30 protein-coding genes are annotated in these 25,507 nt (G+C 66.8%); 8 read left to right on the forward strand and 22 right to left on the reverse strand.

Translation table 11 applies throughout. The features are described 5' to 3' along the window. Positions 1 to 189 precede the first annotated feature (189 nt). The gene (locus IEW07_RS05715; RefSeq protein ID WP_188535155.1) at positions 190 to 1,554 is read left to right on the forward strand and encodes an MFS transporter; all 1,365 of its coding nucleotides are present in this window, start codon (positions 190 to 192) and stop codon (positions 1,552 to 1,554) included. 149 nt (positions 1,555 to 1,703) lie between these two features. On the opposite strand, the gene IEW07_RS05720 is transcribed toward IEW07_RS05715, so the two are convergent. Then, positions 1,704 to 2,645 carry an MBL fold metallo-hydrolase gene (locus IEW07_RS05720; protein ID WP_188535157.1) on the reverse strand — a complete coding sequence of 314 codons (942 nt, stop codon included), beginning with the start codon at positions 2,643 to 2,645 and terminating at the stop codon, positions 1,704 to 1,706. A 232-nt stretch (positions 2,646 to 2,877) separates the two neighbouring features. Between IEW07_RS05720 and IEW07_RS05725 the strand changes: the two genes are divergently transcribed. The 3 genes from IEW07_RS05725 (at position 2,878) to IEW07_RS05735 (ending at position 5,709) form a co-directional block, all read left to right on the forward strand. Continuing rightward, positions 2,878 to 4,614: a CocE/NonD family hydrolase gene (locus tag IEW07_RS05725; RefSeq protein WP_188535158.1), complete on the forward strand. Its 1,737-nt coding sequence runs from the start codon at positions 2,878 to 2,880 to the stop codon at positions 4,612 to 4,614. A gap of 159 nt (positions 4,615 to 4,773) precedes the next feature. Continuing rightward, the gene (arfB, locus tag IEW07_RS05730; protein WP_188535160.1) at positions 4,774 to 5,214 is read left to right on the forward strand and encodes an alternative ribosome rescue aminoacyl-tRNA hydrolase ArfB; all 441 of its coding nucleotides are present in this window, start codon (positions 4,774 to 4,776) and stop codon (positions 5,212 to 5,214) included. A 348-nt stretch (positions 5,215 to 5,562) separates the two neighbouring features. Next, positions 5,563 to 5,709: a hypothetical protein gene (locus IEW07_RS05735; RefSeq protein WP_188535162.1), complete on the forward strand. Its 147-nt coding sequence runs from the start codon at positions 5,563 to 5,565 to the stop codon at positions 5,707 to 5,709. A gap of 213 nt (positions 5,710 to 5,922) precedes the next feature. Here IEW07_RS05735 and IEW07_RS05740 read toward each other — a convergent pair whose 3' ends face one another. The 14 genes from IEW07_RS05740 to IEW07_RS05805 form a co-directional block, all read right to left on the reverse strand. Then, positions 5,923 to 6,630 (reverse strand): hypothetical protein, encoded by a 708-nt coding sequence (locus tag IEW07_RS05740; protein ID WP_188535164.1) that lies wholly within the window; start codon positions 6,628 to 6,630, stop codon positions 5,923 to 5,925. 419 nt (positions 6,631 to 7,049) lie between these two features. Continuing rightward, positions 7,050 to 7,364 carry a hypothetical protein gene (locus IEW07_RS05745; RefSeq protein ID WP_188535166.1) on the reverse strand — a complete coding sequence of 105 codons (315 nt, stop codon included), beginning with the start codon at positions 7,362 to 7,364 and terminating at the stop codon, positions 7,050 to 7,052. Between the two features lie 1,359 nt (positions 7,365 to 8,723). After that, positions 8,724 to 9,098: a terminase gene (locus IEW07_RS05750; RefSeq protein ID WP_188535168.1), complete on the reverse strand. Its 375-nt coding sequence runs from the start codon at positions 9,096 to 9,098 to the stop codon at positions 8,724 to 8,726. Between the two features lie 441 nt (positions 9,099 to 9,539). Continuing rightward, positions 9,540 to 9,872, reverse strand: coding sequence for an HNH endonuclease (locus tag IEW07_RS05755; RefSeq protein WP_188535170.1), 333 nt, complete (start codon positions 9,870 to 9,872; stop codon positions 9,540 to 9,542). Positions 9,873 to 10,097: 225 nt separating this feature from the next. Next, complete coding sequence (locus IEW07_RS05760; protein ID WP_188535171.1) at positions 10,098 to 11,102, reverse strand: hypothetical protein; 1,005 nt, start codon at positions 11,100 to 11,102, stop codon at positions 10,098 to 10,100. Between the two features lie 31 nt (positions 11,103 to 11,133). Beyond that, positions 11,134 to 11,349 carry a hypothetical protein gene (locus IEW07_RS05765; protein WP_188535173.1) on the reverse strand — a complete coding sequence of 72 codons (216 nt, stop codon included), beginning with the start codon at positions 11,347 to 11,349 and terminating at the stop codon, positions 11,134 to 11,136. Positions 11,350 to 11,534: 185 nt separating this feature from the next. After that, positions 11,535 to 11,807 carry a hypothetical protein gene (locus IEW07_RS05770; protein ID WP_188535175.1) on the reverse strand — a complete coding sequence of 91 codons (273 nt, stop codon included), beginning with the start codon at positions 11,805 to 11,807 and terminating at the stop codon, positions 11,535 to 11,537. A gap of 1 nt (position 11,808) precedes the next feature. After that, positions 11,809 to 11,991 (reverse strand): hypothetical protein, encoded by a 183-nt coding sequence (locus IEW07_RS05775; RefSeq protein WP_188535177.1) that lies wholly within the window; start codon positions 11,989 to 11,991, stop codon positions 11,809 to 11,811. A 318-nt stretch (positions 11,992 to 12,309) separates the two neighbouring features. Beyond that, the gene (locus IEW07_RS05780; RefSeq protein ID WP_188535179.1) at positions 12,310 to 12,471 is read right to left on the reverse strand and encodes a hypothetical protein; all 162 of its coding nucleotides are present in this window, start codon (positions 12,469 to 12,471) and stop codon (positions 12,310 to 12,312) included. Between the two features lie 13 nt (positions 12,472 to 12,484). Next, positions 12,485 to 12,673: a hypothetical protein gene (locus IEW07_RS05785; RefSeq protein WP_188535181.1), complete on the reverse strand. Its 189-nt coding sequence runs from the start codon at positions 12,671 to 12,673 to the stop codon at positions 12,485 to 12,487. A gap of 130 nt (positions 12,674 to 12,803) precedes the next feature. Beyond that, positions 12,804 to 14,057: an AAA family ATPase gene (locus tag IEW07_RS05790; protein ID WP_188535183.1), complete on the reverse strand. Its 1,254-nt coding sequence runs from the start codon at positions 14,055 to 14,057 to the stop codon at positions 12,804 to 12,806. Beyond that, positions 14,054 to 14,215: a hypothetical protein gene (locus IEW07_RS05795; protein WP_188535185.1), complete on the reverse strand. Its 162-nt coding sequence runs from the start codon at positions 14,213 to 14,215 to the stop codon at positions 14,054 to 14,056. Before IEW07_RS05795 ends, IEW07_RS05790 begins: the two co-directional genes overlap by 4 nt. Continuing rightward, positions 14,212 to 14,466: a hypothetical protein gene (locus IEW07_RS05800; protein ID WP_188535187.1), complete on the reverse strand. Its 255-nt coding sequence runs from the start codon at positions 14,464 to 14,466 to the stop codon at positions 14,212 to 14,214. The genes IEW07_RS05795 and IEW07_RS05800 overlap by 4 nt, the downstream gene beginning before the upstream one ends. A 335-nt stretch (positions 14,467 to 14,801) precedes the next feature. Next, positions 14,802 to 14,996 (reverse strand): helix-turn-helix domain-containing protein, encoded by a 195-nt coding sequence (locus IEW07_RS05805; RefSeq protein ID WP_188535189.1) that lies wholly within the window; start codon positions 14,994 to 14,996, stop codon positions 14,802 to 14,804. Positions 14,997 to 15,089: 93 nt separating this feature from the next. On the opposite strand from IEW07_RS05805, the gene IEW07_RS05810 reads away from it, so the two are divergent. Both IEW07_RS05810 and IEW07_RS05815 read left to right on the forward strand, forming a co-directional pair. Next, a complete protein-coding gene (locus IEW07_RS05810) occupies positions 15,090 to 15,701 on the forward strand; it encodes a helix-turn-helix domain-containing protein (RefSeq protein WP_188535191.1) in 612 nt (203 codons plus the stop codon). Then, a complete protein-coding gene (locus tag IEW07_RS05815) occupies positions 15,701 to 16,810 on the forward strand; it encodes a tyrosine-type recombinase/integrase (RefSeq protein WP_188535193.1) in 1,110 nt (369 codons plus the stop codon). Before IEW07_RS05810 ends, IEW07_RS05815 begins: the two co-directional genes overlap by 1 nt. Positions 16,811 to 16,825: 15 nt before the next feature. On the opposite strand, the gene ychF is transcribed toward IEW07_RS05815, so the two are convergent. Genes ychF through IEW07_RS05830 form a run of 3 tightly spaced genes read right to left on the reverse strand, consistent with a single transcriptional unit; the run spans position 16,826 to position 19,992 of the window. Then, complete coding sequence (gene ychF, locus IEW07_RS05820) at positions 16,826 to 17,911, reverse strand: redox-regulated ATPase YchF (protein WP_188535195.1); 1,086 nt, start codon at positions 17,909 to 17,911, stop codon at positions 16,826 to 16,828. Between the two features lie 34 nt (positions 17,912 to 17,945). Further along, positions 17,946 to 19,028 carry a 4-hydroxy-3-methylbut-2-enyl diphosphate reductase gene (locus IEW07_RS05825; RefSeq protein WP_188535196.1) on the reverse strand — a complete coding sequence of 361 codons (1,083 nt, stop codon included), beginning with the start codon at positions 19,026 to 19,028 and terminating at the stop codon, positions 17,946 to 17,948. Positions 19,029 to 19,038: 10 nt separating this feature from the next. Continuing rightward, complete coding sequence (locus IEW07_RS05830; RefSeq protein WP_188535198.1) at positions 19,039 to 19,992, reverse strand: hypothetical protein; 954 nt, start codon at positions 19,990 to 19,992, stop codon at positions 19,039 to 19,041. 111 nt (positions 19,993 to 20,103) lie between these two features. On the opposite strand from IEW07_RS05830, the gene xseA reads away from it, so the two are divergent. Beyond that, positions 20,104 to 21,405 (forward strand): exodeoxyribonuclease VII large subunit, encoded by a 1,302-nt coding sequence (gene xseA, locus IEW07_RS05835; protein ID WP_188535200.1) that lies wholly within the window; start codon positions 20,104 to 20,106, stop codon positions 21,403 to 21,405. An 86-nt stretch (positions 21,406 to 21,491) separates the two neighbouring features. Next, positions 21,492 to 21,758 carry an exodeoxyribonuclease VII small subunit gene (locus IEW07_RS05840; RefSeq protein ID WP_188535202.1) on the forward strand — a complete coding sequence of 89 codons (267 nt, stop codon included), beginning with the start codon at positions 21,492 to 21,494 and terminating at the stop codon, positions 21,756 to 21,758. Between the two features lie 11 nt (positions 21,759 to 21,769). Here the strand turns inward: IEW07_RS05840 and IEW07_RS05845 are convergent, their stop codons facing one another. Genes IEW07_RS05845 through IEW07_RS05860 form a run of 4 tightly spaced genes read right to left on the reverse strand, consistent with a single transcriptional unit; the run spans position 21,770 to position 25,446 of the window. Next, positions 21,770 to 22,639, reverse strand: coding sequence for a PPK2 family polyphosphate kinase (locus IEW07_RS05845; RefSeq protein WP_188535204.1), 870 nt, complete (start codon positions 22,637 to 22,639; stop codon positions 21,770 to 21,772). Positions 22,640 to 22,679: 40 nt separating this feature from the next. Continuing rightward, on the reverse strand, positions 22,680 to 23,897 hold the full coding sequence (locus IEW07_RS05850) for a pyridoxal phosphate-dependent aminotransferase (protein ID WP_188535206.1): 1,218 nt from the start codon (positions 23,895 to 23,897) through the stop codon (positions 22,680 to 22,682). Positions 23,898 to 23,941: 44 nt separating this feature from the next. Next, on the reverse strand, positions 23,942 to 24,988 hold the full coding sequence (locus IEW07_RS05855) for a glycine betaine ABC transporter substrate-binding protein (protein WP_188535208.1): 1,047 nt from the start codon (positions 24,986 to 24,988) through the stop codon (positions 23,942 to 23,944). Further along, the gene (locus tag IEW07_RS05860) at positions 24,985 to 25,446 is read right to left on the reverse strand and encodes an NUDIX hydrolase (protein ID WP_229741602.1); all 462 of its coding nucleotides are present in this window, start codon (positions 25,444 to 25,446) and stop codon (positions 24,985 to 24,987) included. The genes IEW07_RS05855 and IEW07_RS05860 overlap by 4 nt, the downstream gene beginning before the upstream one ends. Positions 25,447 to 25,507: the final 61 nt, after the last annotated feature.

Below are 25,507 nucleotides of genomic sequence, written 5' to 3' on the forward strand. Positions count from 1 at the left end.
CCGAACGGCGGCACGGATCCTCGGATCCGTGCCGCCGTTCGGCACGCACCATGCCCTGGATCCGCGGGCGCCGCCCTGCGGGACTCCTCGCGTGCGCGGGATGCCCGTTCGTCCCGCGCCCGTCCTTCTGTCACCCACCGCCCCGGGCGGCCGCTCCGCGCCGCACCGGTCCACCAAGGGAACACTGTGATGACCACGATCAACATCCACGGCCTCATCGGCGAGGCCAGGTTCAACCGCTTCCACGCCGGAATGCTGTTCTGGGCCTGTTTCATCATCACCTTCGACATGTACGACCTGGTCGTCTACGGCTCGGTCCTGCCCGTCCTCATCGAGGACTGGTCCTTGTCGCCCGTCCAGGCCGGGGCCATCGGCAGCTACGGGTTCTTCGGCATGATGGTCGGCGCCGTCCTGTTCGGCATCCTCGCCGACAGGTTCGGGCGGAGGAGGATCCTGGCGGCCAGCGTCGTCCTCTTCAGCATCGCGACCGCGCTGTGCGGCTTCGCCCCGGAGCCGGTCACCTTCTCGGCCCTGCGGCTCCTGGCCGGCCTGGGCATCGGCGGCATCCTGCCGACCCTCATCGCGATGCTGACGGACTACGCCCCGAAGGGCATGGCCAACACCATGGTGGCCGTCGTGATGTGCTTCTTCTCCGTCGGCGGCATCCTCGCCGCCCTGGTCGCCATGAACCTCATCCCCGCCCTCGGCTGGCAGAGCGTCTACCGGGTCGCCGTCATCCCCCTGCTCTTCCTGCCGTTCATGCTGAAGTACTTCCTCGACTCCCCCGCCATGCTCCTGGAGAAGGGCCGGATCGACGACCTGCGGTCGGCCCTCGCGAAGGTCGTCCCGTCGGCGGAGCTCCCCGCGGACGCGCAGTTCGAGGGAGTCCACGAGAAGGAGCCCGGCAGCCCCGTCGGCGCGCTGTTCACGAACCGTCGCGCACTGGGGACGATCATGATCTGGGTCGCCTTCTTCATGTGCCTGCTGATGATCAACGGCGTGACGACCTGGCTGCCCAACCTGATGGTCAAGGCCGGGTACGCCCTGGGCTCCAGCCTGACCTTCATGATCGTGCTCAACGTCGGAGCCATCGTCGGCACCCTGGTCCTGGGCAGGCTGGCGGATCGCTGGGGAGTGAAGAGGGTGCTCGTGCCCATGTACGTGATCTCGGCGATCTCCCTGGCCCTGCTCGGGCTGGGGAACAACATGGCGGTCCTCCTGCTGCTGGTGGCCGTCACGGGCGCCTGCACCATGGGAGCCCAGAACATCTCGTACGCCTTCGTGTCCCAGTACTACCCGTCGTTCATGCGGTCGACGGCGATCGGGCTGGCGTCGGGCGTCGGGCGCATGGGGGCGATCGTCGGGCCGCTGTTCGGCGGCGTCCTCCTGACGCTGGGCCTGCCGGTCCAGATGAACTTCATCTTCTTCGCCCTCCCCGGGGTCGTCGCCGGGCTGGCGTTCCTGTTCGTCCCGCTGGCACGGAAGAGGGGCCGGGACGGATCCGCGGCGGACGACGGACCCGCCACGAAGGACCCGGTGGCGGCGGCCTCCTGACCCCGGCCTCCTGACCCCGGCCTCCTGAACCCGCGTCGTGACGCGGAGACGGCGGCACGCATCCTCCGATGCGTGCCGCCGTCGTGCCGCCGCCGCCGTGCTGCCGCCGCCGGCGCGGGACGCGCCGCGGGCGCCTCACGCCGGGAGGGTCACCGCGCCGCGGCGGACCGCCGCAGGTAGCCGTCGAGCGTGGTGAAGAAGGGGGACGGCTCCAGCGTGGGGTCGCCGGTGTAGCCGAGCTCCTCGGCGACCCGGGCGAACGGGGAGTACACCGAGTCGGTCTCCCGCGGACCGTCCTGCAGGCAGCGCCGGGCGGACTCGGCGATGCGGGCCTCGAGGTCGAGGCTCTGCTGGAGGGCCTGCCGGGCGGTGTCCCCGGCCAGCCCGATCTCGTAGGGCTCCCCGTCCGGGCCGCGGTACGGGTGGCCCAGGAACAGGCGGTTCGGCCGGACCTCGTCCCGCAGGTGCTCCAGGCTCGCCCGGTAGGCGGTCGGGTCCTCGTAGCCCGGGAAGCCGTTGGCGGCGCCGTGGGCCTGCACGGCGTCGCCCACGAAGACGTCGTTCTGCCCGTCGACGACGTAGGCGACGGACCCGGCGGTGTGGCCGGGGATGTGGTGCACCGAGACGGAGACTCCCCCGCCGAGGGAGAGTCGCTCGCCGCCCTTCACCAGCAGGGTCGGCTCCATCTCGCCCGAGATGGCCTGCTCGGCCATCCCGGTCTGCTTGGCCTCGCCCTCCGGGTCGTTCAGGTACTTCTGCCGCACGTCGAGGTAGTGGTCCACGTGCGCGCGCCGGGAGCGCAGCAGGTGGGCGTCGGCCTCGTGGATCACGACCTGGGCGCGGCGGCCCGTGAGCTCCCACAGGGCGTGCGCGCCACCGAGGTGGTCGATGTGGCCGTGGGTGAGCAGGATCCAGCGGACGTCCTCGATGCGCCGCCCCAGGGCCTCGAGCGCCGGGGCCATGCCCTCGGCCGGCGAGGTGGTGATCCCGGTGTCCACGACGGCCGGCTCCGGCGCATCGATGAAGAAACTGTAGAGGCCGAAACGGCCCCAGGGGGACACCAGCGAGTGGACCTTCACGTCGTGCGTCATCGCTCGCTCCTCGGTTGTAGGACTTCTCGGTGTCCGATGACCATCATCGACCACGGGGTTGTGCGCGTGCCCGGGCGCTGGGGCCCGGCGGCGACCGGCCGCCCCCGCGACGGGGCGTGACCTTGCCCACAACCACATTAGTATAATAATATGTCCATGATCGGGCTCGGGAGAGCAGGTCTGTCCAGCGGGAAAGCTGGCACTCGATCGTCCAAGAAGGAGCTGCACACTCATGGCTGAAGTCGACACCTGGGATGCCGGTGGGGAGACCATCCATATCCGCAAGGACCTCAGGGCTCCGATGCGGGACGGGGTCGAGCTGGCCCTGGACGTCTACCACGGCACGGAGGACAAGCCCCGGCCGGCCCTGGTGGCCCTGAGCCCCTACGGCAAGGAGCTGCAGGCGCTCGCCCTCACCATGCCGCCGCAGCGGCGCCCCAGCCCCATGTGGGACGGCTGCATCGAGGCCGGCGACATCGCCCGCATCGTCAAGGAGGACTACGCGCACGTCATCGGCGACCTGCGCGGCTCCGGCGACTCCGGCGGCGAGCACATCGGCAACTACAACGCCGGCGGCGTTTCGCTCGGCCAGGACGCCTACGACTTCATCGAGTGGGTCGCCGAGCAGCCCTGGTGCGACGGCAACGTCGGCATGGTCGGCATCTCCTACTTCGGCTCCATGCAGGTGCTGGCCGCCGCCGAGCGCCCGCCGCACCTCAAGGCGATCTTCGTCTCGGGCGGCCACTACGACTTCTACGAGACCACCTACCACGGCGGCGTCATGTGGTTCATGCCGCGCGCCGCCCGCGAGGGCCGCGGCGGCGACTCCGGCTGGGCGTTCACCGACAACGTCAAGTCCCGCATGATCGAGAAGCACTCCCCCGAGGAGCTGAAGAAGCTCGTCGAGAAGCGTCTGCAGGATCCGGACGTCGCCGCCTGGCCGAACCTGGTGCACGTCCTGAACTACCCGAAGAACCACGAGGCGTGGTTCGACATCGTGATGAACGAGCTGGACGGGGAGTGGTACGAGGAGCGCAACCCCATCACGCTGGCCCCGAACATCGACGTCCCGGTCTACCTGCAGATCGACCAGGGGCGCGGGTGGACCATGGACGGCACGATCGAGCTGTTCAACGAGCTGAAGGGCCCCAAGAAGCTGGACATCGGCTCCTACCCGCCGATGCAGTCGCGCCCCTTCATCGAGGAGCACGACAAGATGTTCCGCTGGTACGACTACTGGATCAAGGGCATCGACAACGGCGTGATGGACGAGCCGGCGGTCTCCGTGTTCGTGGAGGGCTCGCGCGAGCGGGTGACCGGCAGCCAGTGGCCGCCGAAGGACGTGGAGCACCGGTCGCTCTACCTGCGCCCGCGCCGCAAGCTGTCCACGGAGCCCGAGCTGATGGGGGCGCAGCACGCCGCCCCCGACGGCTTCTACCAGGCCCCGCTGACGGTCACCGACAAGGTGGAGATCCTCGACTGGAGCACCGAGCCGTTCGAGGAGGACACGGAGCTGATCGGCACCGGCGCCGCCCACATCTTCGCGGAGATCGACCAGGAGGACACGAACTTCATCCTGCGCCTGTGGGACTCGGCCCCCAACGGGAAGCGCCAGCTGATCACCACCGGCTACCTCAAGGCCTCGCACCGCGAGCTCGACGACCGCACCACCGAGGGCAACCCGTACCACCCGCACACCCGCACCGTGCCGGTGGAGCCCGGGAGGATCGAGGAGTACGTGGTGCGCCTCTACCCCTTCGCGAACACCTTCAAGCCGGGTCACCGCCTGACGGTGGAGCTGTCCTGCGACGAGCCGCTGGCCGACGAGCACAACGCGCTGCTGCCGCCGGACGCCTTCCACCTGCCGGTGGGCCGGCCCGTCACCCACAAGATCTACCGCGACGCGGCCCACCGGTCCCGGCTCGTGCTGCCGTACACCGCGCGCAGGACGGCCGGCGAGCAGGACTGACCCTGCTCGAACCGGGGTCCTGACCGCCGCCGCGGCTCCAGGACCCCGGAAAGGCCTCCGGCCGTGACGTGGGGATCCGCGTCACGGCCGGAGGCCCGTTGTTCGTGCTCACCGGAGACGTCGCGTCCGGTGTCGGCGCAGGTGCGGCACAATCGTCGTGTGGACGATCTCTGCGTGCCCCCGGGCCCCGGCATCCCCCGCGGCCTCAGGGTACCGGCGGGAGAGCTGGTCGAGCAGTTCTCCCACGCCTCGGGGCCCGGTGGCCAGGGCGTCAACACCGCCGACACGCGGGTCCAGCTCTCTCTCGACCTGGCCACGACGACTGCGCTGAGCGACACCCAGCGCGAGATTGTCCTCGACCGGCTCGCCGGGAGACTCTCGGGCACGGTGCTCACCATCAGCGCCGCGGAGCACCGTTCGCAGCGGCGCAATCGCACGGCGGCGAGACAACGCCTTGCCGCCCTCCTGCGCGATGCCCTGGTTCCGCCTCGCGCCCGGCGACCCACCCGGCCCACGAGCGGCTCGCGGCGCCGACGGGCCGAAGGCAAACGCCGGCACTCCGAGACCAAGCGGAACCGCAGACGGCCCCAGTCCGAATGAGCCGCGCGCCGGCGCGGCTCATTCGCCGTGTCAGACGTTGAAGCGGAATGTCCGTAGTCTGATTGTGTGCAGTAGCACAGGCCAGTTAACCGCATGATTCCGCGGTTTCTGTATGAGTCAGCCATAGGCTGATCCGGTCCGTATTCGAGCCTTTTGCGGACTCCATGCGGACTGCGGACCACTCCCCCACCAACACTCCGACCCCCTCAGGAGCCCCCCGTGAACACCACCCACACCTCTGCCCACACGTCCTAGTGCGAGCCCGCCCACTGCATCGAGGACGCCCCAGACTCAGTCCTCCACACCACGGCACCCCGCACCTTCCACGAGAACGGCTACGGCATCACCGTGGCGCTGAACAAGGGAAGCGGCGAAGCACGCACCGCAGCTGAACTGAACATCACTGCCGAAGACCTGGACGCCGCCGGCATCCGAGCCCTCATCAGCAACCTCGAACTCCTCGAAGGCAAGCTCCGGGCACTCGACGCAGCCTGACACCTGCTAAATGCAGAAGCGCCCCCGGGCAAAATTGCCGGGGGCGCTTCGCCATGAGCTCAGTGAGGTAATTGCTGGAGCCTTAACCTAGGACCGTCAAAATTTTCGGAAACGGTAGACATAGAAAGCACCAGCCTGCCAACTACTTATCGGAAACTGCAGAAATAGCGAAGAATTGGACCTAATCCCTTGAGCCTAAAATCCTTACGGGACTTACGCGCCAAGTTCCTTTTTGATCAGCTCTATGGCTTTTTTCTCCGCCATTTTCTTTAGCTGCGTCCCCCACCTTGTGCTATCATTCCAGCCAATGTCACCCCCACGATTTCGATCAAAGTAGATGAAGAAAAGATTCGCTTTGGTGTTGAAAATGGCGACAGGGGCATCTCTTTTAACCACAGTCCCTTTCTTGCCGCCCAAAATTTGCCATTCAAACTTTTGCGTGCCGGACCAGTCCAAGTTGATACCTAGAAGTCGTTCACTGTAGTAGAGGAAGGATTTCCCCCCGCCATTACCAAGGGCAATATCCTCCCCATAAAGTATTGAGCTCCCCTCCTCACCCCTTCTAGTAAAGAACCATCGGGACACTTTCTTTTCGGTTTTGTCGGTGGCATCATCCGTCCACCCAAGATTTATCCCCCAGCTTTGCTTCTCATACTGCAGGAACTTAATGGTCTTCATATTTTTCAGACTGTAATTGAACTCAGGATGCGCCGCAAAGCTATTTTTCGACTTAACTACCCCCGCTTTGTTAGCCCCAATTCTCCACTGCCTGTAATTTGCAGCCGCCTGGGCAGCATCTTCCTGAGCAGTCGCCGTCCTTACCACACTGTTCAAGGGGGTGGCGGACACAGCCGGGGCCGCCAATAACGATGAACCCAGGACTCCTGCCCCGACGGCCAAAGACTGTCTGCGAGTGGGCATCAGACCTCCGATCCGATCTGAGTCATGGTGACTTGCCGGTAATCCACTCACAAATTCATTCGACATTTGAACGCTCCCTTGTAGAGGCTCCGACTGCGGGCCTACGTCGTCCCAGATGGAGCCACTTTATAAATTCGTTTATAGGTGGCCACCACGGCTAGGAATCGAATTCTACGATTTGCCGGCAATGGCACATGACCCACAATTTTGCTTTTGCCATATATTTCGCTTGAGGCAATCACAAGTTGAGCCCATTTGGCGTTACTGGTGCGTGACTACCATGCAGTCATGTTTAAGTCCTGCGTAACAATACGATTTTGAACTTGGAACCCATTAGTAGGTATGAGGGTACGGGGACGTCACCCATAAGGATTTATGGGTGCGGCAACCGGAGCGTTGCAGAAACGTCCTTTGGTTTGTCACCAGTCGGTTCCATGCTCGTCGTACAGGTGTCGCCATGCCGACTCATCCCGCCGGATCCGCTCTACCCATGCCCCGGGAATGAAGACGTCGAGGATGCCCAGTGCGCCCGCGTCACGCCAAAACTCCACCACGGGGCCGCGTTCGGTCCGCAACACCTTGCCGTCAACGACGATGACGCCCCGGGCCGTGGGGATAGGGGCACGCCCGTAGGGCTCCCTGTTGTACGGGTACCGGCGAGCCCCGCTGCCCTCAGTCATCCCCGGCGCAGATACGGCCCGGATAGCTGCGATGTGTTCGGCAGTGAGTTTCACGCCCTCAGTTATGCCAGGTAGTACAGACAAGACAGCGCCCCGGCACCGTTGCTGGGGGGCTTCGTTTTTCCGGACCTTGTCCAGCCATGCCATTCGGAGTAAAAGCTTCACCCCCGAATCATCATAACAATTTTGAAATATATACCACCGTGGCAACCGAACAGTAGTCATGCGCCTGTAACGCACCCTCTTCCAAAATAATTGAGCCTCACTCGGAGACCTGACATCCACAGCTGGCACTTGACCTGCTACGGACATCAGCAATAAGGGTCACCCAAAATGGACCACTCAATGATAGGGGTTTCATCATGCCCAGAAACCAGGGCCTCCAAAAACGGATCCGGCCTGCCGCGCGCAGAATAGCCCTCATTTCCGTCTTAGGTTTCGCCGCCACCGCGGGCCCCCTAGCCGTTGCACCAGCGGCCGAGGCAGCAACGACCCGGGGCGGCTGCACGCTCAACCCGCTGGCGCCCATTCTCGCCCAGGATGACCCGAAGGATGGCGAGAGAACAATTAACTACCGAATAAGCTTGGACTGTGCAGCAGATCGACGTCTTGAAGTTCAGCAAGAAATTTATGTAGTTACACCCCGCCGATCCATGAGAAAGGGCGCCACGACACACACTCGCACCTTCAAGGACACCGGAGGAAAATTTAGATTAAGCACGATAAGCAGACTCCCGGACACAGGGGCCGAACGCGAGGACGTGTACCACAGGATCCGATTCATCACCCGATCCCGCGACGGTAAATGGGATAGTGGCTGGACTGAGTGGGATACTAGTAAGACAGCCACCTTCAAACACAATAAATAGAAATCCGCCCACGTAAGGATGGCAGGGCCTCGGAGAAACTTATCTCAGAGGCCCTGCAAACATTTCCAGGAGAACTGCCGGCACGGCCCCGACTTGTTTAAGCTCTATCGGCGTTCGCCCAGTACCCTCGGGCGCGTAGCTCGTCCTGCGTCACGTAGATGTTGCGGGTAATGTCGATCCACGCCCCGTAATGCTCCCACGCATAAAGGTTCTCTTGGATCCACGCCCGGACCGCTGACGACCACTCACGGAACCCCCCGGGCCAGCTCTCCTCATGGAACTCCACGCACCAGCGGGGCACTGCTGGCCCCCGATCCGCTGCCCGGACAGCCCTACGCGCCACGACCGGCCCCCATCCATGCCTGGAAGCTAGCTTCCATCAAGTCATACGCAGCAGAACGGTGCTCCGCAGACAGGTTCGCCTCCACCCAATCCCACACAGCAACCACCCAATCCCCCTGATCCACGAACCGCCCCGGCTGATACTCGACAACCCATCTCGGAACAGCCGGCCCCACAACCTCTCGCACCACCCTGCGGGCCATCAGGACGCATCCTCAACGACATGGAAGCTCCGCGGCCCCGTGGGCTCCTCCTGCGAATTCCCGCGCCGGTTCCCCCTCGAGGTGCCCTCAACCAACGGGATGCCCAGGGACCTCACCAGCCGGTCCAAAGTCTGACGTTGCATTCTCGCCTCACGTAGAAGCGGGTTCACCACGCGCCCCTGCGGAGAAGAGTCCGTGAGCGGCTGCCCCGCCGCTTCCGTCTCCAGGCGCTCGAGCGTGTCCATCACCCGAGCCGCCTCAACTAGCACAGCCTCTTCCGCCGGGCTGAGTTCGTAGTCATCCATCACGCGATTCCAGAGGCTCTTCCCCGCCCGCCCCAGATTCCTCGGAGCACGCTTCTTCTGCTCGGTCATTTCGTTCCCTCCATGTCAATCATGCACTTTCTGCACGTTTCCATGCTCATTTACTTTCCAAATCATGTGTCTGCGATAGGTCCAGCGGCCCCGTATCCGTTACTGAGCCGATCCCCGCTAAGCCCCCAGAATCCGCAGAAACACACGGGACTACCCCAGATCCCAGCAAGTCCCTCAGAGCGGCGCACAGCCCCTCCCAGACCCCCATAGGGGCATAGTTTCAGGAGGTTCCTACGGGGAAAGACAATAAGGTGAGTGGGCGCCACAAGGGGGTCCGGGAAGGGGTAACCGGGTACCCGTTGCGTTTATCCTTGTCAGCGGCGTGTCGTGTTGTTGGTGGCCTGTGATACGCTGGCTTGGCCAGCGTGTCGGTAAAAAGTCTGATGCTCCGATGGCTTTGTTGTGTGTGCTGCGCGTCCTGGTGCTGTGTGGTGTTGCCGGCTACCAGAGAAGCGGGCGCTTCACTTCGGGGATATTTTTAGGCACGTTGGTGCCTTTACCCTTGATGCTTTTAAAGCGTTTACTTGATCGTTCGTCTTCGAATAATTGCATAAACTCTTGGACTGTCTTGTTCTGCCGCCGTTGATTGTGCAGTCTGCAACTCGGGATCATTTCCCCAAGGACGTGACCGCCTAAGCTGACAGGTATAACGTGGTCAGCTTCCAGTGATTTCTCCAGACCTGATGTCCCCCATAAGAGTTCAGTCCCGCAGTATGTGCAGGTTCGCCCTTCCCTCTCCCATTGGCGTTTCAGTGCTTTGATCCTGTCTTGCACGCGTCGATGGTTTCTTTCCATATCCCTCCTTCCTGTTGCTGATGTTGTGTGCGCCCGTGTGTGCGCTTCTCCGGGCTCAGTGGTGCCCTGTGCCCGTGTGGTGGTGCTGTGCTGCTGACGGGCGCGTGGTGGTCTCGGGGGCATGGCAGGGGCCCCGGCAACGTGTGGTTGTTGGGGCCCCTGCTGGTCATGCGGTGGGGGTGCTGTTGTCAGAGCACCCGGGGGTTAGCCGAAGAAGGAGCCCCGTGCCGGCCGGCGCTTGCCCTGCTCGATGAGGGGGCGCAGGTCGGCCACGGTCTCGAGCTGGTCATCCCCCACCAACTTTGCGTACTGCACTCGGGCCACGGCGCGGGACTCAGCGGAGTGCGCGGTGAGGTCGTCGGTAGCGGCTTCCGCTGCCTTCCACAGTGCGATGCCCTCGTGCGGGTCGTGGACGACGAGTGCGTGCTTGTCTGCCAGATACGTGATCCAGTGCACCGGATCTGCGCCCATCGGGAGGGCTCCACCCCGGGGCTGGTCGGTGGGGAACTGCGTCGAGGGGGCGTTGCTGGCCCAGGCGTGCTGAACCTCGTGGAAGCTCCTTGCCTGAGGGCGGACGTTGGCCTTGGCGGCTGCCCGTCGTCGGCCGATCATGTAGGGGTGATTCGCCAAGGGATCATCACAGAATGCCGCGGCGGCGAGGATCGACACGTCGAGCCCGGAGACGGTGTGCCTGGTTAGGGTCTGGTAGGCGGCGGCGAGCTGCTGCCACTCTCCGGCGAGCTCCTGCAATACCTTCCACTCATCGATCGCGCCCAGTTCGATAGCTTCCTGCGCAGACAGGGGGCGGTGGCGGAGCCCGTAAACGCGGGATGCGATCTTGTCCACCCGTCCCCGAATCTCGGTGACTACGGCGTCCGTCGAGTCCTCTTCGATGGTGCGGAGCTGGTGCTCGGCTCGGCCCATGGCGTGTGCGATGGCGTCGAGGTCCTGCTGCCCTGCATCGAGGCGGTGCTTCTCGAGGCGCGCGGCGTCGAGGACGGCCTGCATATCGGCGGGCCCGTCGGCTGCGAGGAGGGCATCGGACACGCTTTTGCTGGTGTCCATGATGGTGGGGCGGTCGACCTGCCGGCGCTGGACTTCCTTACGGAGTCGGACGGCGGTGTCTCGCATGGTCACCCACTCGGGGATTGCGGTCTCGAGGACGTTAGCGACGGTGCCGGTACGGACGGTGCGGGTCATGTTCGTCATGGTGTGTCTCCTGTTGCTTTCGGTTCGGTGTTCAGTTGAAGTAGGCGCGACTGCGGCGTGTGTCTGCGTCGTGGCGGAAGAGTTCCTGGCGGATATAATCTGTGTCCACCTGCAACGCACCATTCGACATTGCCGCTAGGTATTCGTTTCGGTCTTCGTCGGGGATTGCGTTTGCTGCGGGGTCACGCCGGCGCGCCTGCTCGGCCGTAATGTCTTTGAGGTGCTTTTCAAGCTCTGGTGCGGTCATGGCGGAAATGTTCATTTGTTAGCTCTCTTCCCTGGTTGTGATGCGATCAAATCGCGGTGCCTTCGCGGCTACTGCAAGGTCTCCGTCACTGTTGACGATGAGCGCCTTCCCCTGTGCATTGAAAGCAATCACAGGAACGCGGGTTCCATCTGCGAATACGGCCCATACGGGACGCGTGCAGGGGATCATCTGTCGGCCAAGTCCGCGAAGGCTGCGTTCACCGCGGTATCCCTGCGAACCTTGGTGCGCCGGTCGTGAGCGTCGATAGCGTCTGCCAGTTCAAGAGCGAGCCCCTTAGCGGACTCGGGGGAGATGACGGCGACGACTCGGCGGCGCGTGAAGACGGCCACCCCGGGTTCGTGTTCCCTGTCGGGGGTTGTGATGAGCGCGGGTGACGCGGTGATCGTCCGGTCGTGCTCAAGATTGGATTCGTAGTGATTGGGGGCTGTGGTAAACAATTCAGTTCCTTTCGTGGTCGTGCTGCTCATAGCTATCGACGAGCTGGTCCGCGATATGGATTAGTCGATCCATCGGGAGGAACATGAAGGTTCTGTCGTCGGTGCGGCGGACCATTACGCCGGGGATTTCCTTGTCGGGTCCTTTCCCGCGGTTCCAGTTATAGAGATTGACTGTGATATCCACGGGTTTCCTTATGCGGCCAGTTTGGTGATGATTGCGAGGACGAATGCGGCGGTGCTAATCACTGGTCCGACGAGTACGGGTTTCATGCGGCCCACCTTTCGGCGCGGTTTGCGTACTGGGCGGACGAGGCGCGTGCGGCTGCTCTAAGCGCTTCGCAGAAGTCGTCAACTTCCCCGAGAGGCAACCAACCACCGGCGTGGCCCGGGGTCGTGAATCTGATGCCGGGTGATCCGGGGCCTGGCGCTGATGGGACGAATACCCACCCGACTGCTGTCTGCCTGAAATACGTCTTGCGATATTCGTATCGGTCCAAGGCGGTTACTTCCCCTTCGATGCGGTCAGCAGGTCGATCAGGTGGTCGAGCCGCCATGCCGAATGCGTCACGGTGTCTTCAATGGCGTCCAGGCGTGCGCCAAGGGCTGCGAGTTCGGCGCGTACTTCGTGTGCGTCGATCGTGGGGACGGGGTGCTTCGTGGTCATGCGGTGTTCCTCTTCATCGTGTGCCTTTGTTGAGCCGGGCCTGTGCGAGCTGCACGGCGAGGTCGTCGCGGATTTTCTGGAGCCGCATGTTCCTACGGTCGAGGCTCCGAACGAGTTCTTGAAGCTCGGCCTTGCTCTTGGCTGTCTTTAGCCTTTGCGCCACTCGGGGATCGTCGGGGGCCTCGGTGATTGTTTGTTCCATGTCTGTTCCTTCCGGGTACAGGTGAGGCCCGCGAACCATTACGGCTGCGGGCCTCACTAATACGTCTTCACCACCACTCCCCCATCCCGGTGGAAACGGTAAAGACGGCGAAGACGGTAAAGACGGTTGCTCAGTCATCCGAGGGGTTGAGCCGGTAAGACCAATCCGGGCCGACGTTCGTCGACTTCCCCAGCTCCTTCATCACGGTCTCGGTGTTGCGTCGACTGACGCCGCGCTCCTTGAGGTGCTTCTTCACATCGGACGGGTTAGCCGACTCACGACCCTGCATGTAGGCGCGGAGGACCATGCGGGCGGGCTCGAGCTTGTCGCCGTCACCGTTCCGTATATCCCGTGTTTCCTGATGCCATTTCCCGAACAGGTCACCAACCGGCGCACCCATGTCCTCGGGGTTCGCGAGCCGGGCGGTGGTGCCAGGGTCGTCGTCGGACGGCGGGCGAACCTGCACCACGTCCACGTCGAAGCTGATCGCGTTGGCCAAACCCGTCACGTTCGACTTCTCCGGTCCGATCACCAGACGTCGACGGAGGTCATCATCCTCAGTGGGCGGTTTCGTGGCGAACAAGACCATGCGTGCTTTTTGCCGCAGTGCCGCAGTCGCGCCCATCTTCGCCCGGGTATCCCCCGTGTCGATCCGGTTGGTGTGGGTCAACAGGACCACCGCGAGGTCATGCCCAGCCGCCACCACCTTCCACGGGTGAAGAGCCTGCCGCGCCTGCTGAGTGTCACGGACGTTGAGGTTCCCTTGCACGGTGTCCAGCCATGCGTCCACGACCAGCAGCGCAGGTTGCACGTCCTCGGCTTCCAGGTAGCCGCGTAGAGCGAGGAACGCACCATCGCGGGCGTTGTTCCCGAACGTGGGAGAACCCGTGCCGTCGTCGTCGTGGGAGTACACGAGCACCCGGGACAGGTCAGCGCCGGCAACCTGTAGACGGGCCTGCACCTCCCCCAAGCTGTCCTCGGTGATCACGAGCACCACGTCCGCAGGGTCACGAGCGGGGATGTTGAACGGCTTGAAAGCTTTCCCCGTTGTGATTGCTGCGGCGACCGCCACCCAGGCCAGAGACTTACCGATCCCCTCGTCACCCACGAGGACGGTGATCTCGGATCGCGGCAAGAAGCCCGTGCCGATCCACCGCGTGGGTGGTGGGGTTCGCATGTCGGTGAGGCGGCGAAGCTTCAAGGAGGTGCGCTTCTCCGTGGCGTCTTCGCCGTCTTCGCCGTCTTTACCACCTTCCCCATCATGGTGGTGGGGGTGGTATAGACGGTCTCCAGTGGGTACGACCCGGAGTGCGGGGGCACTCCCGAGGTCCACGCCGTAGGGGTTCGCGGGGTCGAAGTCTTCCTCCTCGGTCCAGTGGGTCACTTTCTCTCCTGGCGGTACAGGTGGCGGGCGTCCCGGGGGATGGGCGCGGCCATGAAGTGTCGGACGTCGTTGTGGTCCATTGCTTTGATGTGTTCGGCCCGGAAGTCGAGGACGTAGGGGAACAGGTGGTCCTCGTCCGGGTAGAAGACGCCGCTCACAGGGAGATGCCCTTCGGCATAGCGAGGCACCGGCCAAACGAATCGCGGCCGTAGTGGAGCATCGCCTCATTGATGGCGGCTTCGGCGTTCTCTTCCGGGCTCTGGCAGTCGGGGCAGAGAATCCATTGGGGGACGCCCCGTCGCATCTCCACGTTCCACTCGCCTCGACCTCGGTACTTCTTGCCACATCGGTGGCACCGGGAAAGCGTGTTGACGTCCTGCGTGGTTCCGGTAGTGTTGTCAGTAGACATTTCGGTTCCCTCCTGGGGGACTAGAGAGGCCCTGGTGCGTGAGCTTGGCGGCGATGCACTGGGGCCGTTGTCTTTCTCGATCCACGTTGGCGGCTGCTGTATTGCCCGTTGGATCTTGGTACTCAATTGCGCTTGCTAGTCGCGGGTCAGGGTTGAAGGTTCCGCGGATGATCTTGTCCGCGATGCGCCCCGCTTTGGACTTGGATATTGGTTCACCGTCTTCCTTGTACTGCTGGAAGACGATGGCGGCTAATTCATGTCTAGGCAGTCTTGTGCCGTGACTTGTGAGCATTTGCTCTGCTCTCCGCCCGGGGATACCCGGGACTTCTGTGGTGCTAAGCCATGGCTTTGTGGTCTTCGGCTACGAATTGTCGTTCGATCCAGGCGATGACGTCTGACTCCTTGAAGAGTCGCCGGCCCATGATCCGCGCCGACGGCGGGGCCGTCCCCGCATGGATCTGGTATCGCAGCGCGCCCGGCGTCTTGCGCAGAGCTTCCGCGACTTCCTCAACCGTCATGAACTTGTCCATCTGTTGCGCCTCCTTCCGTTGCAGATCCGCACACCCCGTGCTGTCCTGCAACAGACTAGCATGGATTGCGGTTTCTGCAATACCCTTGCAGACATGCAACACGAAGAGCCCTCAGAGAAGATGTTTGACACCCAGTTCGGCGGACGAGTTCGCCACTACCGTGAGGCTCAAGAGGTGAGTCAACGGGACCTGGCTAGACGTGTAACTGCACTCGGTGCATCGGTGGACGCCTCCGGTATCTCCCGTATTGAGAAGGGCACGAGGACGGTTAAGTTATTTGAGGCCGTTGCCTTGGCTGAAGCTCTAGATGTGCCACTTGACTACCTCATCCACGGCCAAAGCGCCCGGGCCGAACTAAACACAATCCGCAACGAGCTGAGCAGATATTTGAAGGAATTTCACAGTTCTGTTTTCAGGGTGGCTACTACTGCCGGTGATATCGAAGATATGCTGGCCACGGACCCTGAGTTGCTCGCCAGCCTGGCGTCCAGCGACCAGGAACCGCCAGCCTCAGCCGCGGATTATCCCGGATGGGTCGCAACCCGTGCGCGCGAGGAAATGTCACCACCCGGCGCGGGCCACGTGCTTTTGAGCGGCGATATAGAGCAAACGAAACGCCTTAGGGCAATGCTTTTCGACATCATCAAGGCGCAACTTCCTATCCCCAGCGGTGAAAATCTGCCTGCCATGGGTGTCGACGACTGATGGCATCCATCAAGAAACGCCCTAATGGCTCCTGGAGGGCCCGGTACAGGGACCACGAGGGTAAAGAGCACGCCCGGCATTTTCCCCGGAAGATCGACGCTCAACACTGGCTCGATGAGGTGACCACTTCGGTCCGCACTGGCCGCTACGTCGATCCCGGGCACGGGCGCACCACGTTGACGGACTATTTCGAGGAGTACGCTGCGCGTCAGCTCTGGGAAGCCGGAACCGAACGCGCCATGCGCTTAGCAGTCCGCGACTGCACCTTCGCCGGCACCCCGTTCGGGAAGCTCAGCAGGGGTCACGCCGAACACTGGGTGAAGGACATGTCCACCCGACTCGCGCCCGGTACCATCCGAACCCGCTTCAACAACGTCCACACCGTCATCCGTGGCGCAGTCCACGACAAGAGGCTTCCCGAAGACTTCATGCGAGGCGTGAGGTTGCCCTCCACCGGCTCCACAGAGCACAAGCTAAGGATTCCCACACCCGAGCAGGTCGGGATGATCCTGGGCGCGTCCGAGGATCACACACGGACGTTCTGGGCGGTCTGCGCGTTCGCTGGTCTACGGCTCGGGGAAGCTGCGGGTCTGCGCGCCGAGGACATCGACATCGAGGGCCGCACGATCCGGATAGAGCGGCAAGTCCAACGGGCACCGGGCGGTGTCGAAGTCCGCGAACCGAAGTACGGGTCGCAACGCACCGTGTACGCACCGGACAGTCTCACCACGATGTTGGAAGAGCATATCGGCAGTGGCGTCTACGGCGACGGTTGGTTGTTCATCGGCTCGAGAGGCAACCCACCACACCAAAACACGGTCGGGCACTGGTGGCGGAAGACCACCGCGACTGCGGGCGTGACCGGGTTCGTTCTCCACGACCTCCGGCACTTCTACGCCTCCGGGCTCATCGCTGCCGGCTGCGACGTCGTGACCGTGCAGAGGGCCTTGGGCCACAAGAAACCCACTGTCACGCTCAACACGTACAGCCACCTCTGGCCCACGGCCGAAGACAGGACAAGGGCCGCTGCTCAGGGCCTCATCGACTCCGCGTTCGGTATTCCTGCGGACTCCATGCGGACCTTGAGCGACAACATGCCGTCTGACTAGGGTATATATGCAGGACTAGACGTTGAAGCGGAACTCCACCACGTCGCCGTCGCGCATGACGTAGTCCTTGCCCTCCATCCGGACCTTGCCGGCGGCCTTGGCCTCGGCCATGGACCCGGCGGCGTCCAGGTCCTCGAAGGAGACGATCTCGGCCTTGATGAACCCGCGCTCGAAGTCGGTGTGGATGACGCCGGCGGCCTGCGGGGCGGTGGCGCCCACGGGGATGGTCCAGGCGCGGGACTCCTTGGGGCCGGCGGTGAGGTAGGTCTGCAGCCCGAGGGTGTGGAAGCCGACGCGGGCGAGCTTGTCGAGGCCGGCCTCGTCCTGGCCGGACATCTCCAGCATCTCGCGGGCCTCCTCCTCGTCGAGCTCCACGAGCTCGGACTCGAGCTTGGCGTCCAGGAAGACGGCGTCGGCGGGGGCCACCAGGTCCCGGAGCTCCTGCTGCCTGGCGGGGTCGGCCAGCACCCCGTCGTCGGCGTTGAAGACGTAGATGAAGGGCTTGGCGGTGAGCAGGCTCAGGTCGCGCAGCTGCTCGACGTCGAGCTTCTCCTTCTCCGCGACCCCGAAGACCGTGTCCCCCCGCTCGAGCACCGCCTGCGCCTGCTGCATGGCGGCGAGCTTGGCGGGGTCGGCCTTCTTGATCTTGACCTGCTTCTCGAGCCGCGGGATCGCGTTCTCGAGGGTCTGCAGGTCGGCGAGGATCAGCTCGGTGTTGATGGTCTCCATGTCGGAGGCGGGGTCGATCTTGCCGTCCACGTGGATGACGTCCGGGTCGTCGAACGCGCGCACGACCTGCGCGATGGCCTGCGCCTCGCGGATGTTGGCGAGGAACTGGTTGCCCAGGCCCTCCCCCTCGGAGGCGCCCTTCACGATGCCGGCGATGTCCACGAAGGAGACGGTGGCGGGGAGGATGCGCTCGGAACCGAAGATCTCGGCGAGCCGGTCGAGCCGGGGGTCCGGCAGGTTGACCACGCCGATGTTCGGTTCGATGGTCGCGAACGGGTAGTTCGCCGCCAGGACGGTGTTGCGGGTCAGCGCGTTGAACAGGGTGGACTTGCCGACGTTGGGCAGTCCGACGATTCCGATAGTAAGAGCCACGGGAGACAAGTCTACCCGCCGGTCGTCCCCCGGGTCAGCGCGTGGGCCGGGCCCCGCGGCCGCCGAGCCGGTGGGAGGTGTCCCCGGCGGCGGTGAGCCGGGCGCGCAGCTCCTTGGGGAGGGAGAACAGGACGTCCTCCTCGGCGGTGACGACCTCCTCGACCTCGCCGTAGCCGTACTCCGCCAGCAGCCGCAGGACGTCCTGGACGAGCACCTCCGGCACGGACGCGCCGCTGGTCACCCCGACCGTGGCGACGCCCTCGAACCAGGACTCGTCCACCTGGTGGGCGAAGTCCACGCGCTCGGCCCGGCGGGCGCCGTACTCGAGGGCGACCTCCTTGAGCCGCACGGAGTTGGAGGAGTTCGCGGAGCCCACCACGATCACGAGGTCGGCGTCGGGGGCGACCTTCTTGATCGCGGTCTGCCGGTTGGAGGTCGCGTAGCAGATGTCGTCGCTGGGCGGGTCCTGCAGCGAGGGGAAGCGCTCGCGCAGCCGCTCGACGGTCTCCAGGGTCTCGTCGACGCTGAGGGTGGTCTGGGACAGCCACACGACCTTGTCGGGGTCCCGGACGACCACCTTGTCGACCTCGTCGGGGCTGTTGACGACCTGGATGTGCTCGGGGGCCTCCCCGGAGGTGCCCTCCACCTCCTCGTGGCCGTCGTGGCCGATGAGCAGGATGTCGTAGTCGCTCCTGGCGAAGCGCACGGCCTCTCGGTGCACCTTGGTCACGAGGGGGCACGTGGCGTCGATGGTGCGCAGGCTGCGGTCCTCGGCGGACTGCACGACGGCCGGGGAGACGCCGTGGGCGGAGAAGATCAGCAGGGACCCCTCCGGCACCTCGTCGGTCTCGTCCACGAACACGGCGCCCTGCTCCTCGAGGGTGCCGACCACGAACTTGTTGTGCACGATCTCCTTGCGCACGTACACCGGGGCGCCGTAGTGCTCGAGCGCCTTCTCCACCGCGATGACCGCGCGGTCCACACCGGCGCAGTACCCGCGCGGGGAGGCGAGCAGGACCTTCTTGGGGCCGTCGACGGGGGCGGCGGCGGCCACGTCCTCGGGCGAGCGCCGCTGACGGGGGACGGTGGGCATGGAGAGCGCAACGGTGGTCGGCATGGCCTCCATGCTACGCGGTGGCGCGCCTCCGGCGCCGTGAGCCGGCCGACACCGCGACGGCCCCCAGGAGGCCGACGGCGCCCGCGGCGCCGGCCACCCACCCGGCCGTGACCATGCGCTCGCCGAGCTCGCCCAGGAGCAGCTGCGTGACGCGGTCGACGACGAGCTGCACGAGCGGGTCGGAGCCCAGGGCGCCGGTGGTCCGGTGCACGCCCCGCTCGACGACCACCCACACGACCCCGAGGCCCGCGAGCGAGCCGAGGCCCATGACGGCGAGGGTCGCGAACCGGTGCCGGGTCACGGCGAGCGCGAGCACCCCCAGTGCCCCGGCGGCCCAGGTGAGCGGCTCGGCCATGCCGGTCAGCCGCGTCCCGTGGTCGACGAGCCGGCCCGTGCCGGTCCCCGGGACGGTCAGCACGCCCTGCCGGCCGGCCAGGCCGGTGTCCACCCCCACGGCGCGCTGCACGGCGCCGTCGACCGCGCCGAGCAGCGGGGTGAGGTCGAGCACGAGGTCCGCCGGCGCCCGCTCCACCGCGCCGTCGGCGGGGACGTTCGCCGCGTGGGTGCGGACCAGCGCCTGGGTCCAGGCGCGCTGGTAGGCGGGGTCGGCGGAGAGGTTCACCGCGACGTCCCCGGCACGGCGGGCCGCCTCGTCGACGAGGCGGTCCAGGAAGGCGATGCCCGTTGAGCGCTCCCCCACGAACGAGTCGACGGCCCGGTCCACGGCCGTGCGGGCCAGCTCCTCCTGGAAGGCGCGGTCGTCGGCGAGGGTCCCGACGACGCGGGTGAAGCCCTCGCGGGAGACCACCGTCTCCCCGGCCCAGTGCAGCGGCACGAGCACCGCGACGAGGGACGCCGTGGCGAGGCCGAGGACCGTGCCGAGGCCGGTGCGCAGCACGGTGGCGGCCCGTCGTGGGGAGCCGGGCCCGGGAGCGGTGGCGGTGGCGGTGGCGGTGGAGCTCACGCGACCACTGTAGGCAGGATTCCCGTGCCGCACAGCCCTGCCGGGTCCCCGGCGCGCCCGCGGGGGCCCGGGCCCGGGTCGGCTGTCCGGCGGGGGTGGTATGCATGGAGCATGACCTATCTGGAGCCGCCGCAGGACGCGCCGGGGGACGGAGCCCGCGAGCTGCCGCCGCGGGCGGACCGGACGACGCCGGAGAACCCGTGGCCGCTGCGGCTGCTCTCCGAGAACCTGCACGCCTACATCGCCCGCTGCGCCCCCACCTGGGTGGAGGGGCAGATCATCGAGCTCAACCAGCGCGCCCGCGTCACCTACGTGACCCTGCGCGACGTCGACGCCGAGATCTCGGTGCCGGTGACCCTCTTCGCCGGGGCGACCGCCCACCTGGACCGCCCGCTCGAGAAGGGCATGCGCGTGGTCGCCCAGCTCAAGCCGGACTTCTGGACGAAGACGGGCCGGCTGTCGATGCTGGGCCACGGCATCCGGCCCGTGGGCCTCGGGGACCTCCTGGAGCGGCTCGAGCGGCTGCGCCGGGCCCTCGCCGAGGAGGGCCTCTTCGACGCCTCCCGCAAGCAGCCCCTGCCCCTGCTCCCCCGCCGGGTGGGCCTGGTCACCGGGCGCAGCTCGGACGCGGAGAAGGACGTCATCCGCAACGCGACCCTGCGCTGGCCCGCCGTGCGCTTCGAGGTCCGCGAGGTCGCGGTGCAGGGCTCCGGCGCCGTGCGCGCCGTGACCGAGGCCCTCCGGGAGCTCGACGTGATGGCGGAGGTCGACGTCATCGTCATCGCCCGCGGCGGCGGCTCCTTCGAGGACCTCCTGGCCTTCAGCGACGAGCAGCTCGTCCGTGCGGTCGCCGCGGCCCGCACCCCCGTGGTCAGCGCGATCGGCCACGAGAACGACCAGCCGATCCTGGACTGGGTGGCGGACCTGCGCGCCTCGACGCCCACGGACGCCGGCAAGCGGATCGTCCCCGACGTGGTCGAGGAGCGGGCGGGGGTCGCCCGCGCCCGGGCGTCCCTGGACCGGGCCGTGCGGACGTTCCTGGACCGGGAGGCCGCCGGCCTCGCCGGGGTCCGCTCCCGCCCCGCGCTGGCCCAGCCCGAGGACATGATCCTGCTGCGGGAGGAGGACGTGGACCGGCTGCGCACCCGCGCGCTGTCCGCCGTGGACTCCCGCACGCTGCGGGACCGCGACGCCGTGCGCCACCTGCGCGCCCGGGTCCGCGCCCTGTCCCCGCAGGAGACCCTGCAGCGCGGCTACGCCGTGGTCCTGGACGCCTCCGGGGCCGTGGTCACCGACGCCGCCGCGGTGCGGCCCGGGGACGCGCTCGGCGTGCGGCTGGCCGCCGGCGAGCTCGGCGTGCGGGCCGAGACGGTCTCCGCCCGCAGGCCCGGCGAGCACCCCGGGCCGGGCTGAGCCCGCGCCCCCACCGCCTTCAGAGAACCCCCGGAACCCACCACGGGACCACCCGACCGAGCACGTCCGAACGAGAGGCCGCACCGATGGCGAGCACCGACCACCCCGCAGCACCCGACCTGTCCGACATCGCGAGCATGGGCTACGAGCAGGCCCGCGAGGAGCTCGTGCAGGTCGTCTCCCGGCTCGAGGCCGGGGGCACGTCCCTCGAGGAGTCCCTCGCCCTGTGGGAGCGCGGCGAGGCGCTGGCCGCCCGGTGCGAGCAGTGGCTCGACGGCGCCCGCGAACGGCTCGACGCCGCCCGGGCCCGCCGCGCGGACGCCGACGGCGGGGAGCCCGCCGAGGAGTCCTGAGCCGCGGCGCGTCAGAGCCGGGCGAGGCGCCGGCGCATCAGCCGGACGTCGTAGGGCGGGGCCGGCCAGTCCAGCTGCAGCTCGGCCAGCGCGGAGATCAGCAGGTCCTGCACCACGGCGCGGGAGTACCACTTCTTGTCGGTGGGCACCACGTACCAGGGCGCGTGGTCGGCGTCGGTCGCGTCGATGGCCCGCTCGTACGCGGCCATGTAGGTGTCCCACTGCCTGCGGGCCTCGAGGTCCGAGGGGTCGAACTTCCACTGCCGGGTCGGGTCCTCGAGGCGGGCCAGCAGGTTCTTCCGCTGGGCCGCCAGGCCCAGGTGCAGGAAGACCTTGACGATCAGCGTCCCGTCCTCGGCCAGCTCCCGCTCGAACTCCCGGATCTCGGCGTAGCGCCGCTCCAGCTGCTCGTCGTCGATCGTGTCGTGGACCACGGGCACCAGGACGTCCTCGTAGTGGGAGCGGTCGAAGGCCCCGATCACCCCCGGGCGGGGCAGCTGCCGGCGGATCCGCTCCAGGAAGTGCTGGGCGGCCTCCTCCGGGGTGGGCCGGCCGAAGCCGTGGGTGTGCACGCCGTGGGGGTTCAGCCCCCCGAGCACGTGCTGGAGGATCCCGCCCTTGCCGGAGGTGTCCATGCCCTGGAGCACCAGCAGCAGCCGGTGCCGGGCCCCGGTCGTGGCGTTGGCGTAGATGAGCCGCTGCAGCAGGGCCAGCTCGCCGTCGCGGGCCGCGCGCACCGAGAGGCCGAGCCGCTTGGTGCCGGCGAAGCCGGGCGTGGCCCCGGTGTCCACCGCGGCCAGGGAGAGCCCCGGACGGGCGCGCAGCAGCGGCCGCACGTCCTGCTCGAACCCGGTGCCGGACAGCTTCTCGCCGACGGTCATGCGCGGACCTCCTGGTGGGGCGGGACCGGCCGCCGGCCGGTCACTGGCGGTAGTTGGAGAGGAACTCCTCGATCCGGTCCAGGGCGGTGCCGAGCATCTCCACGGACGGGAGGGTCACGAGGCGGAAGTGGTCCGGCTCGGACCAGTTGAAGGCCGTGCCGTGGCTGACCAGGATCTTCTGCTCCTTGAGCAGGTCCAGCGCGAACTTCTCGTCGTCGACGATGTGGAACTTCTCGACGTCGAGCTTCGGGAACAGGTAGAGGGCGCCGTCGGCCTGCTGGCAGGTGACGCCGTCGATCTCGTTGAGCCGCCGGTGCGCGAGGTCGCGCTGCGCCTTGAGCCGGCCCCCGGGCAGGATCAGGTCGTTGATGGACTGGTACCCGCCGAGCGCGGTCTGGATCGCGTGCTGGGCCGGCACGTTGGCGCACATGCGCATGTTGGCGAGCAGCTTGATGCCCTCGATGAAGCTCTCGGCCTTCCAGTTCGGCCCGGTGATGGCGAGCCACCCGGAGCGGTACCCGGCCACCCGGTACGCCTTGGACAGCCCCGAGAAGGTCAGGCACAGGACGTCCTCGCCCGTGAGGGACGCGGTGTTGATCATCTCCGCGCCGTCGTAGGTGATCTTCTCGTAGATCTCGTCGGAGAACAGCAGCAGCTCGTGCTCGGCGGCGAGCGCCACGATCTTCTGCAGCACCTCGCGGGAGTACACGGCGCCCGTGGGGTTGTTCGGGTTGATGATCACGATGCCCCGGGTGTTCGGGGTGATCCGCGCCTCGAGGTCCTCGAGGTCCGGGTTCCAGCCGTCCTCCTCGTCGCAGCGGTAGTGCACGGGGGTCCCGCCGGCGAGCGCCACGGACGCCGTCCACAGCGGGTAGTCCGGGGTCGGCACGAGGATCTCGTCGCCCGGGTTGCACAGGGCCTGGAGGGACATGGTGATCAGCTCGGAGACGCCGTTGCCCAGGTAGACGTCGTCGGTGTCGAGGTTCATGATCCCGCGCGTCTGGTAGTACTGCACCACCGCGGTGCGGGCGGAGTAGATGCCCCGGGAGTCCGAGTAGCCCTGCGCGTTGGGCAGGTTCTTGATCATGTCCACGAGGATCGCGTCCGGCGCCTCGAACCCGAAGGGGGCAGGGTTGCCGATGTTGAGCTTGAGGATCCGGTGGCCCTCCGCCTCCATGCGCTCCGCCTGCTCCAGCACCGGGCCGCGGATGTCGTAGAGGACGTTCTTGAGCTTCTCGGACTGCTTCACCACTGCCATGCGCTCCACCCTACCCCCGGGACGGAGGACGGCCCCGACGCCGCTCAGGTGTCGTCGCCGCCCTCCAGCCAGTAGCGGGCGGCCTCCTCGGGGCGGTACGGGTCGCGCGCGGTGGTCATCCGGGTCATGAGCACGAGGTCCTCGGTGCCGATCCCCGCCGAGACCTCGTCGACGACGTCCGCGGCGGCCTCCGGCAGGTCCTCGTCGGCCACGGGCACGACCCGCTGCGGGACGAAGTTGTTGAGGGGGTCGCCGAGGACCACGAGGGCGTTGTCCTCGATCTCGGGGGACGCGGTGAACAGCGCCGCGGCCTGCACCTCGTCCTCCAGCAGGGCGGTGACCAGCTCCTCGGCGGAGCCGAAGGGCACCACGTCCTCGGGCACGCACTCGTAGGCCTCGGCGAGGCCCTCGATGCCGTAGGGCCGGTCGGCGAAGTCGGGGTCCGCGCCCAGGGCGATCCCGGCGCAGATCGGGCCGAGGTCGGCGAGGTCCTCCAGCGAGTGCTCGACGGCGGTCGCCCTGGTCACGACGACCGCCACCGTGTTCTCCGCCGGCGCGGGCTCGAGGATCCGCAGGCCCTCCGGCAGGACGTCGCGCACGCCCGCGAGGACGTCGTCGTTGTCCGCGCCCTCGCCGCCCAGGCCGAGCAGCTCGGAGAGGTCCTCGGCGAGCCCGCCGCGGGCGGGCGTGGGGGTCGGCGCCGGGGTGCCGGTGGGCGCCGGGGTGGCGGGGCCCACGGGCTCCAGTCCGCGCAGGTGCAGGTACAGGTTGCCGGAGTGGTCCGGGACGAGCTCGACCTCGCCCCGCTCCAGGGCCCCGAGGTAGGCGTCCCGGTCCGTCCCGGTGTCGACCACGCTCGCGTCGAAGCCCGCCTCGCGCAGCCGGCCGGCGTAGAGGTGGGCGAGGACGGCCGTCTGCTCCGTGGGGCCCGTGGCGATCCGGACCGGCCCGGCGGCGGCCGAGGGCGTGGCCGGGGCGGTGGCCGTGGGCGCCGAGGTCTCGGGCGCCGGCGGCGGGTCGGCGGGGCCGCAGCCGGACAGGACGGCGGCGGCCGCGGCGAGGAGGGCTGCGGCCGCGCGGGGGCGGCTCACCGCCGTTCCCGGGCGGGGCCGCGGTGCCCGGCGAGCTCGAGCGCGACGGGGACCAGGCTGACGAGCGGGAGCCCGGGCAGGGCGTCGAGGGGGAACCAGCGCGCCTCGTCGGAGGAGCCGTCCGTCTCCGCGGTGAGCGTTCCCCCGGTGATGTGCGCGCGGTAGACCACGCGCAGGGCGTGGAAGGGCCGGCCGAGCCCGTCGAGCCGCTCGCCGGGCTCCATGTGGCGGCTGTGCACCCCCAGCAGCTCGTCGAGCTCCACCGTGAAACCGGTCTCCTCGAGCACCTCCCGGACGGCGGTCTCGGCCGGCTGCTCCCCGATCTCCATGCCTCCCCCGGGCAGGCTCCACGCCCCATGCAGCGTGGGGTGGCGGGGGTTCCAGTGGCTGAGCAGCACCGCCCCGTCCTGGACGATGACGGCGTAGGCACCCACCCGGGTGTCCATGGGAAGACTCATGGGCCCATTCTAGGAAGGTCCGCGCGTCCGCCGTGCCGCGGGCGCCGCCGGGGATAATGGG

The sequence above is a fragment of the Kocuria dechangensis genome, assembly GCF_014636775.1.
GTDB classification, from domain to species: Bacteria; Actinomycetota; Actinomycetes; order Actinomycetales; family Micrococcaceae; genus Kocuria; species Kocuria dechangensis.

Bases quoted from the DNA above. Each gene is read 5' to 3' on its own strand.
- IEW07_RS05715 (WP_188535155.1), top strand. From the start codon at position 190: ATGACCACGATCAACATCCACGGCCTCATCGGCGAGGCCAGGTTCAAC.
- IEW07_RS05720 (WP_188535157.1), bottom strand. From the start codon at position 2,645: ATGACGCACGACGTGAAGGTCCACTCGCTGGTGTCCCCCTGGGGCCGT.
- IEW07_RS05725 (WP_188535158.1), top strand. From the start codon at position 2,878: ATGGCTGAAGTCGACACCTGGGATGCCGGTGGGGAGACCATCCATATC.
- IEW07_RS05740 (WP_188535164.1), bottom strand. From the start codon at position 6,630: ATGCCCACTCGCAGACAGTCTTTGGCCGTCGGGGCAGGAGTCCTGGGT.
- IEW07_RS05750 (WP_188535168.1), bottom strand. From the start codon at position 9,098: ATGACCGAGCAGAAGAAGCGTGCTCCGAGGAATCTGGGGCGGGCGGGG.
- IEW07_RS05760 (WP_188535171.1), bottom strand. From the start codon at position 11,102: ATGACGAACATGACCCGCACCGTCCGTACCGGCACCGTCGCTAACGTC.
- IEW07_RS05765 (WP_188535173.1), bottom strand. From the start codon at position 11,349: ATGACCGCACCAGAGCTTGAAAAGCACCTCAAAGACATTACGGCCGAG.
- IEW07_RS05780 (WP_188535179.1), bottom strand. From the start codon at position 12,471: ATGACCACGAAGCACCCCGTCCCCACGATCGACGCACACGAAGTACGC.
- IEW07_RS05785 (WP_188535181.1), bottom strand. From the start codon at position 12,673: ATGGAACAAACAATCACCGAGGCCCCCGACGATCCCCGAGTGGCGCAA.
- IEW07_RS05800 (WP_188535187.1), bottom strand. From the start codon at position 14,466: ATGTCTACTGACAACACTACCGGAACCACGCAGGACGTCAACACGCTT.
- IEW07_RS05805 (WP_188535189.1), bottom strand. From the start codon at position 14,996: ATGGACAAGTTCATGACGGTTGAGGAAGTCGCGGAAGCTCTGCGCAAG.
- IEW07_RS05810 (WP_188535191.1), top strand. From the start codon at position 15,090: ATGCAACACGAAGAGCCCTCAGAGAAGATGTTTGACACCCAGTTCGGC.
- IEW07_RS05815 (WP_188535193.1), top strand. From the start codon at position 15,701: ATGGCATCCATCAAGAAACGCCCTAATGGCTCCTGGAGGGCCCGGTAC.
- IEW07_RS05825 (WP_188535196.1), bottom strand. From the start codon at position 19,028: ATGCCGACCACCGTTGCGCTCTCCATGCCCACCGTCCCCCGTCAGCGG.
- xseA (WP_188535200.1), top strand. From the start codon at position 20,104: ATGACCTATCTGGAGCCGCCGCAGGACGCGCCGGGGGACGGAGCCCGC.
- IEW07_RS05840 (WP_188535202.1), top strand. From the start codon at position 21,492: ATGGCGAGCACCGACCACCCCGCAGCACCCGACCTGTCCGACATCGCG.
- IEW07_RS05845 (WP_188535204.1), bottom strand. From the start codon at position 22,639: ATGACCGTCGGCGAGAAGCTGTCCGGCACCGGGTTCGAGCAGGACGTG.
- IEW07_RS05850 (WP_188535206.1), bottom strand. From the start codon at position 23,897: ATGGCAGTGGTGAAGCAGTCCGAGAAGCTCAAGAACGTCCTCTACGAC.
- IEW07_RS05860 (WP_229741602.1), bottom strand. From the start codon at position 25,446: ATGAGTCTTCCCATGGACACCCGGGTGGGTGCCTACGCCGTCATCGTC.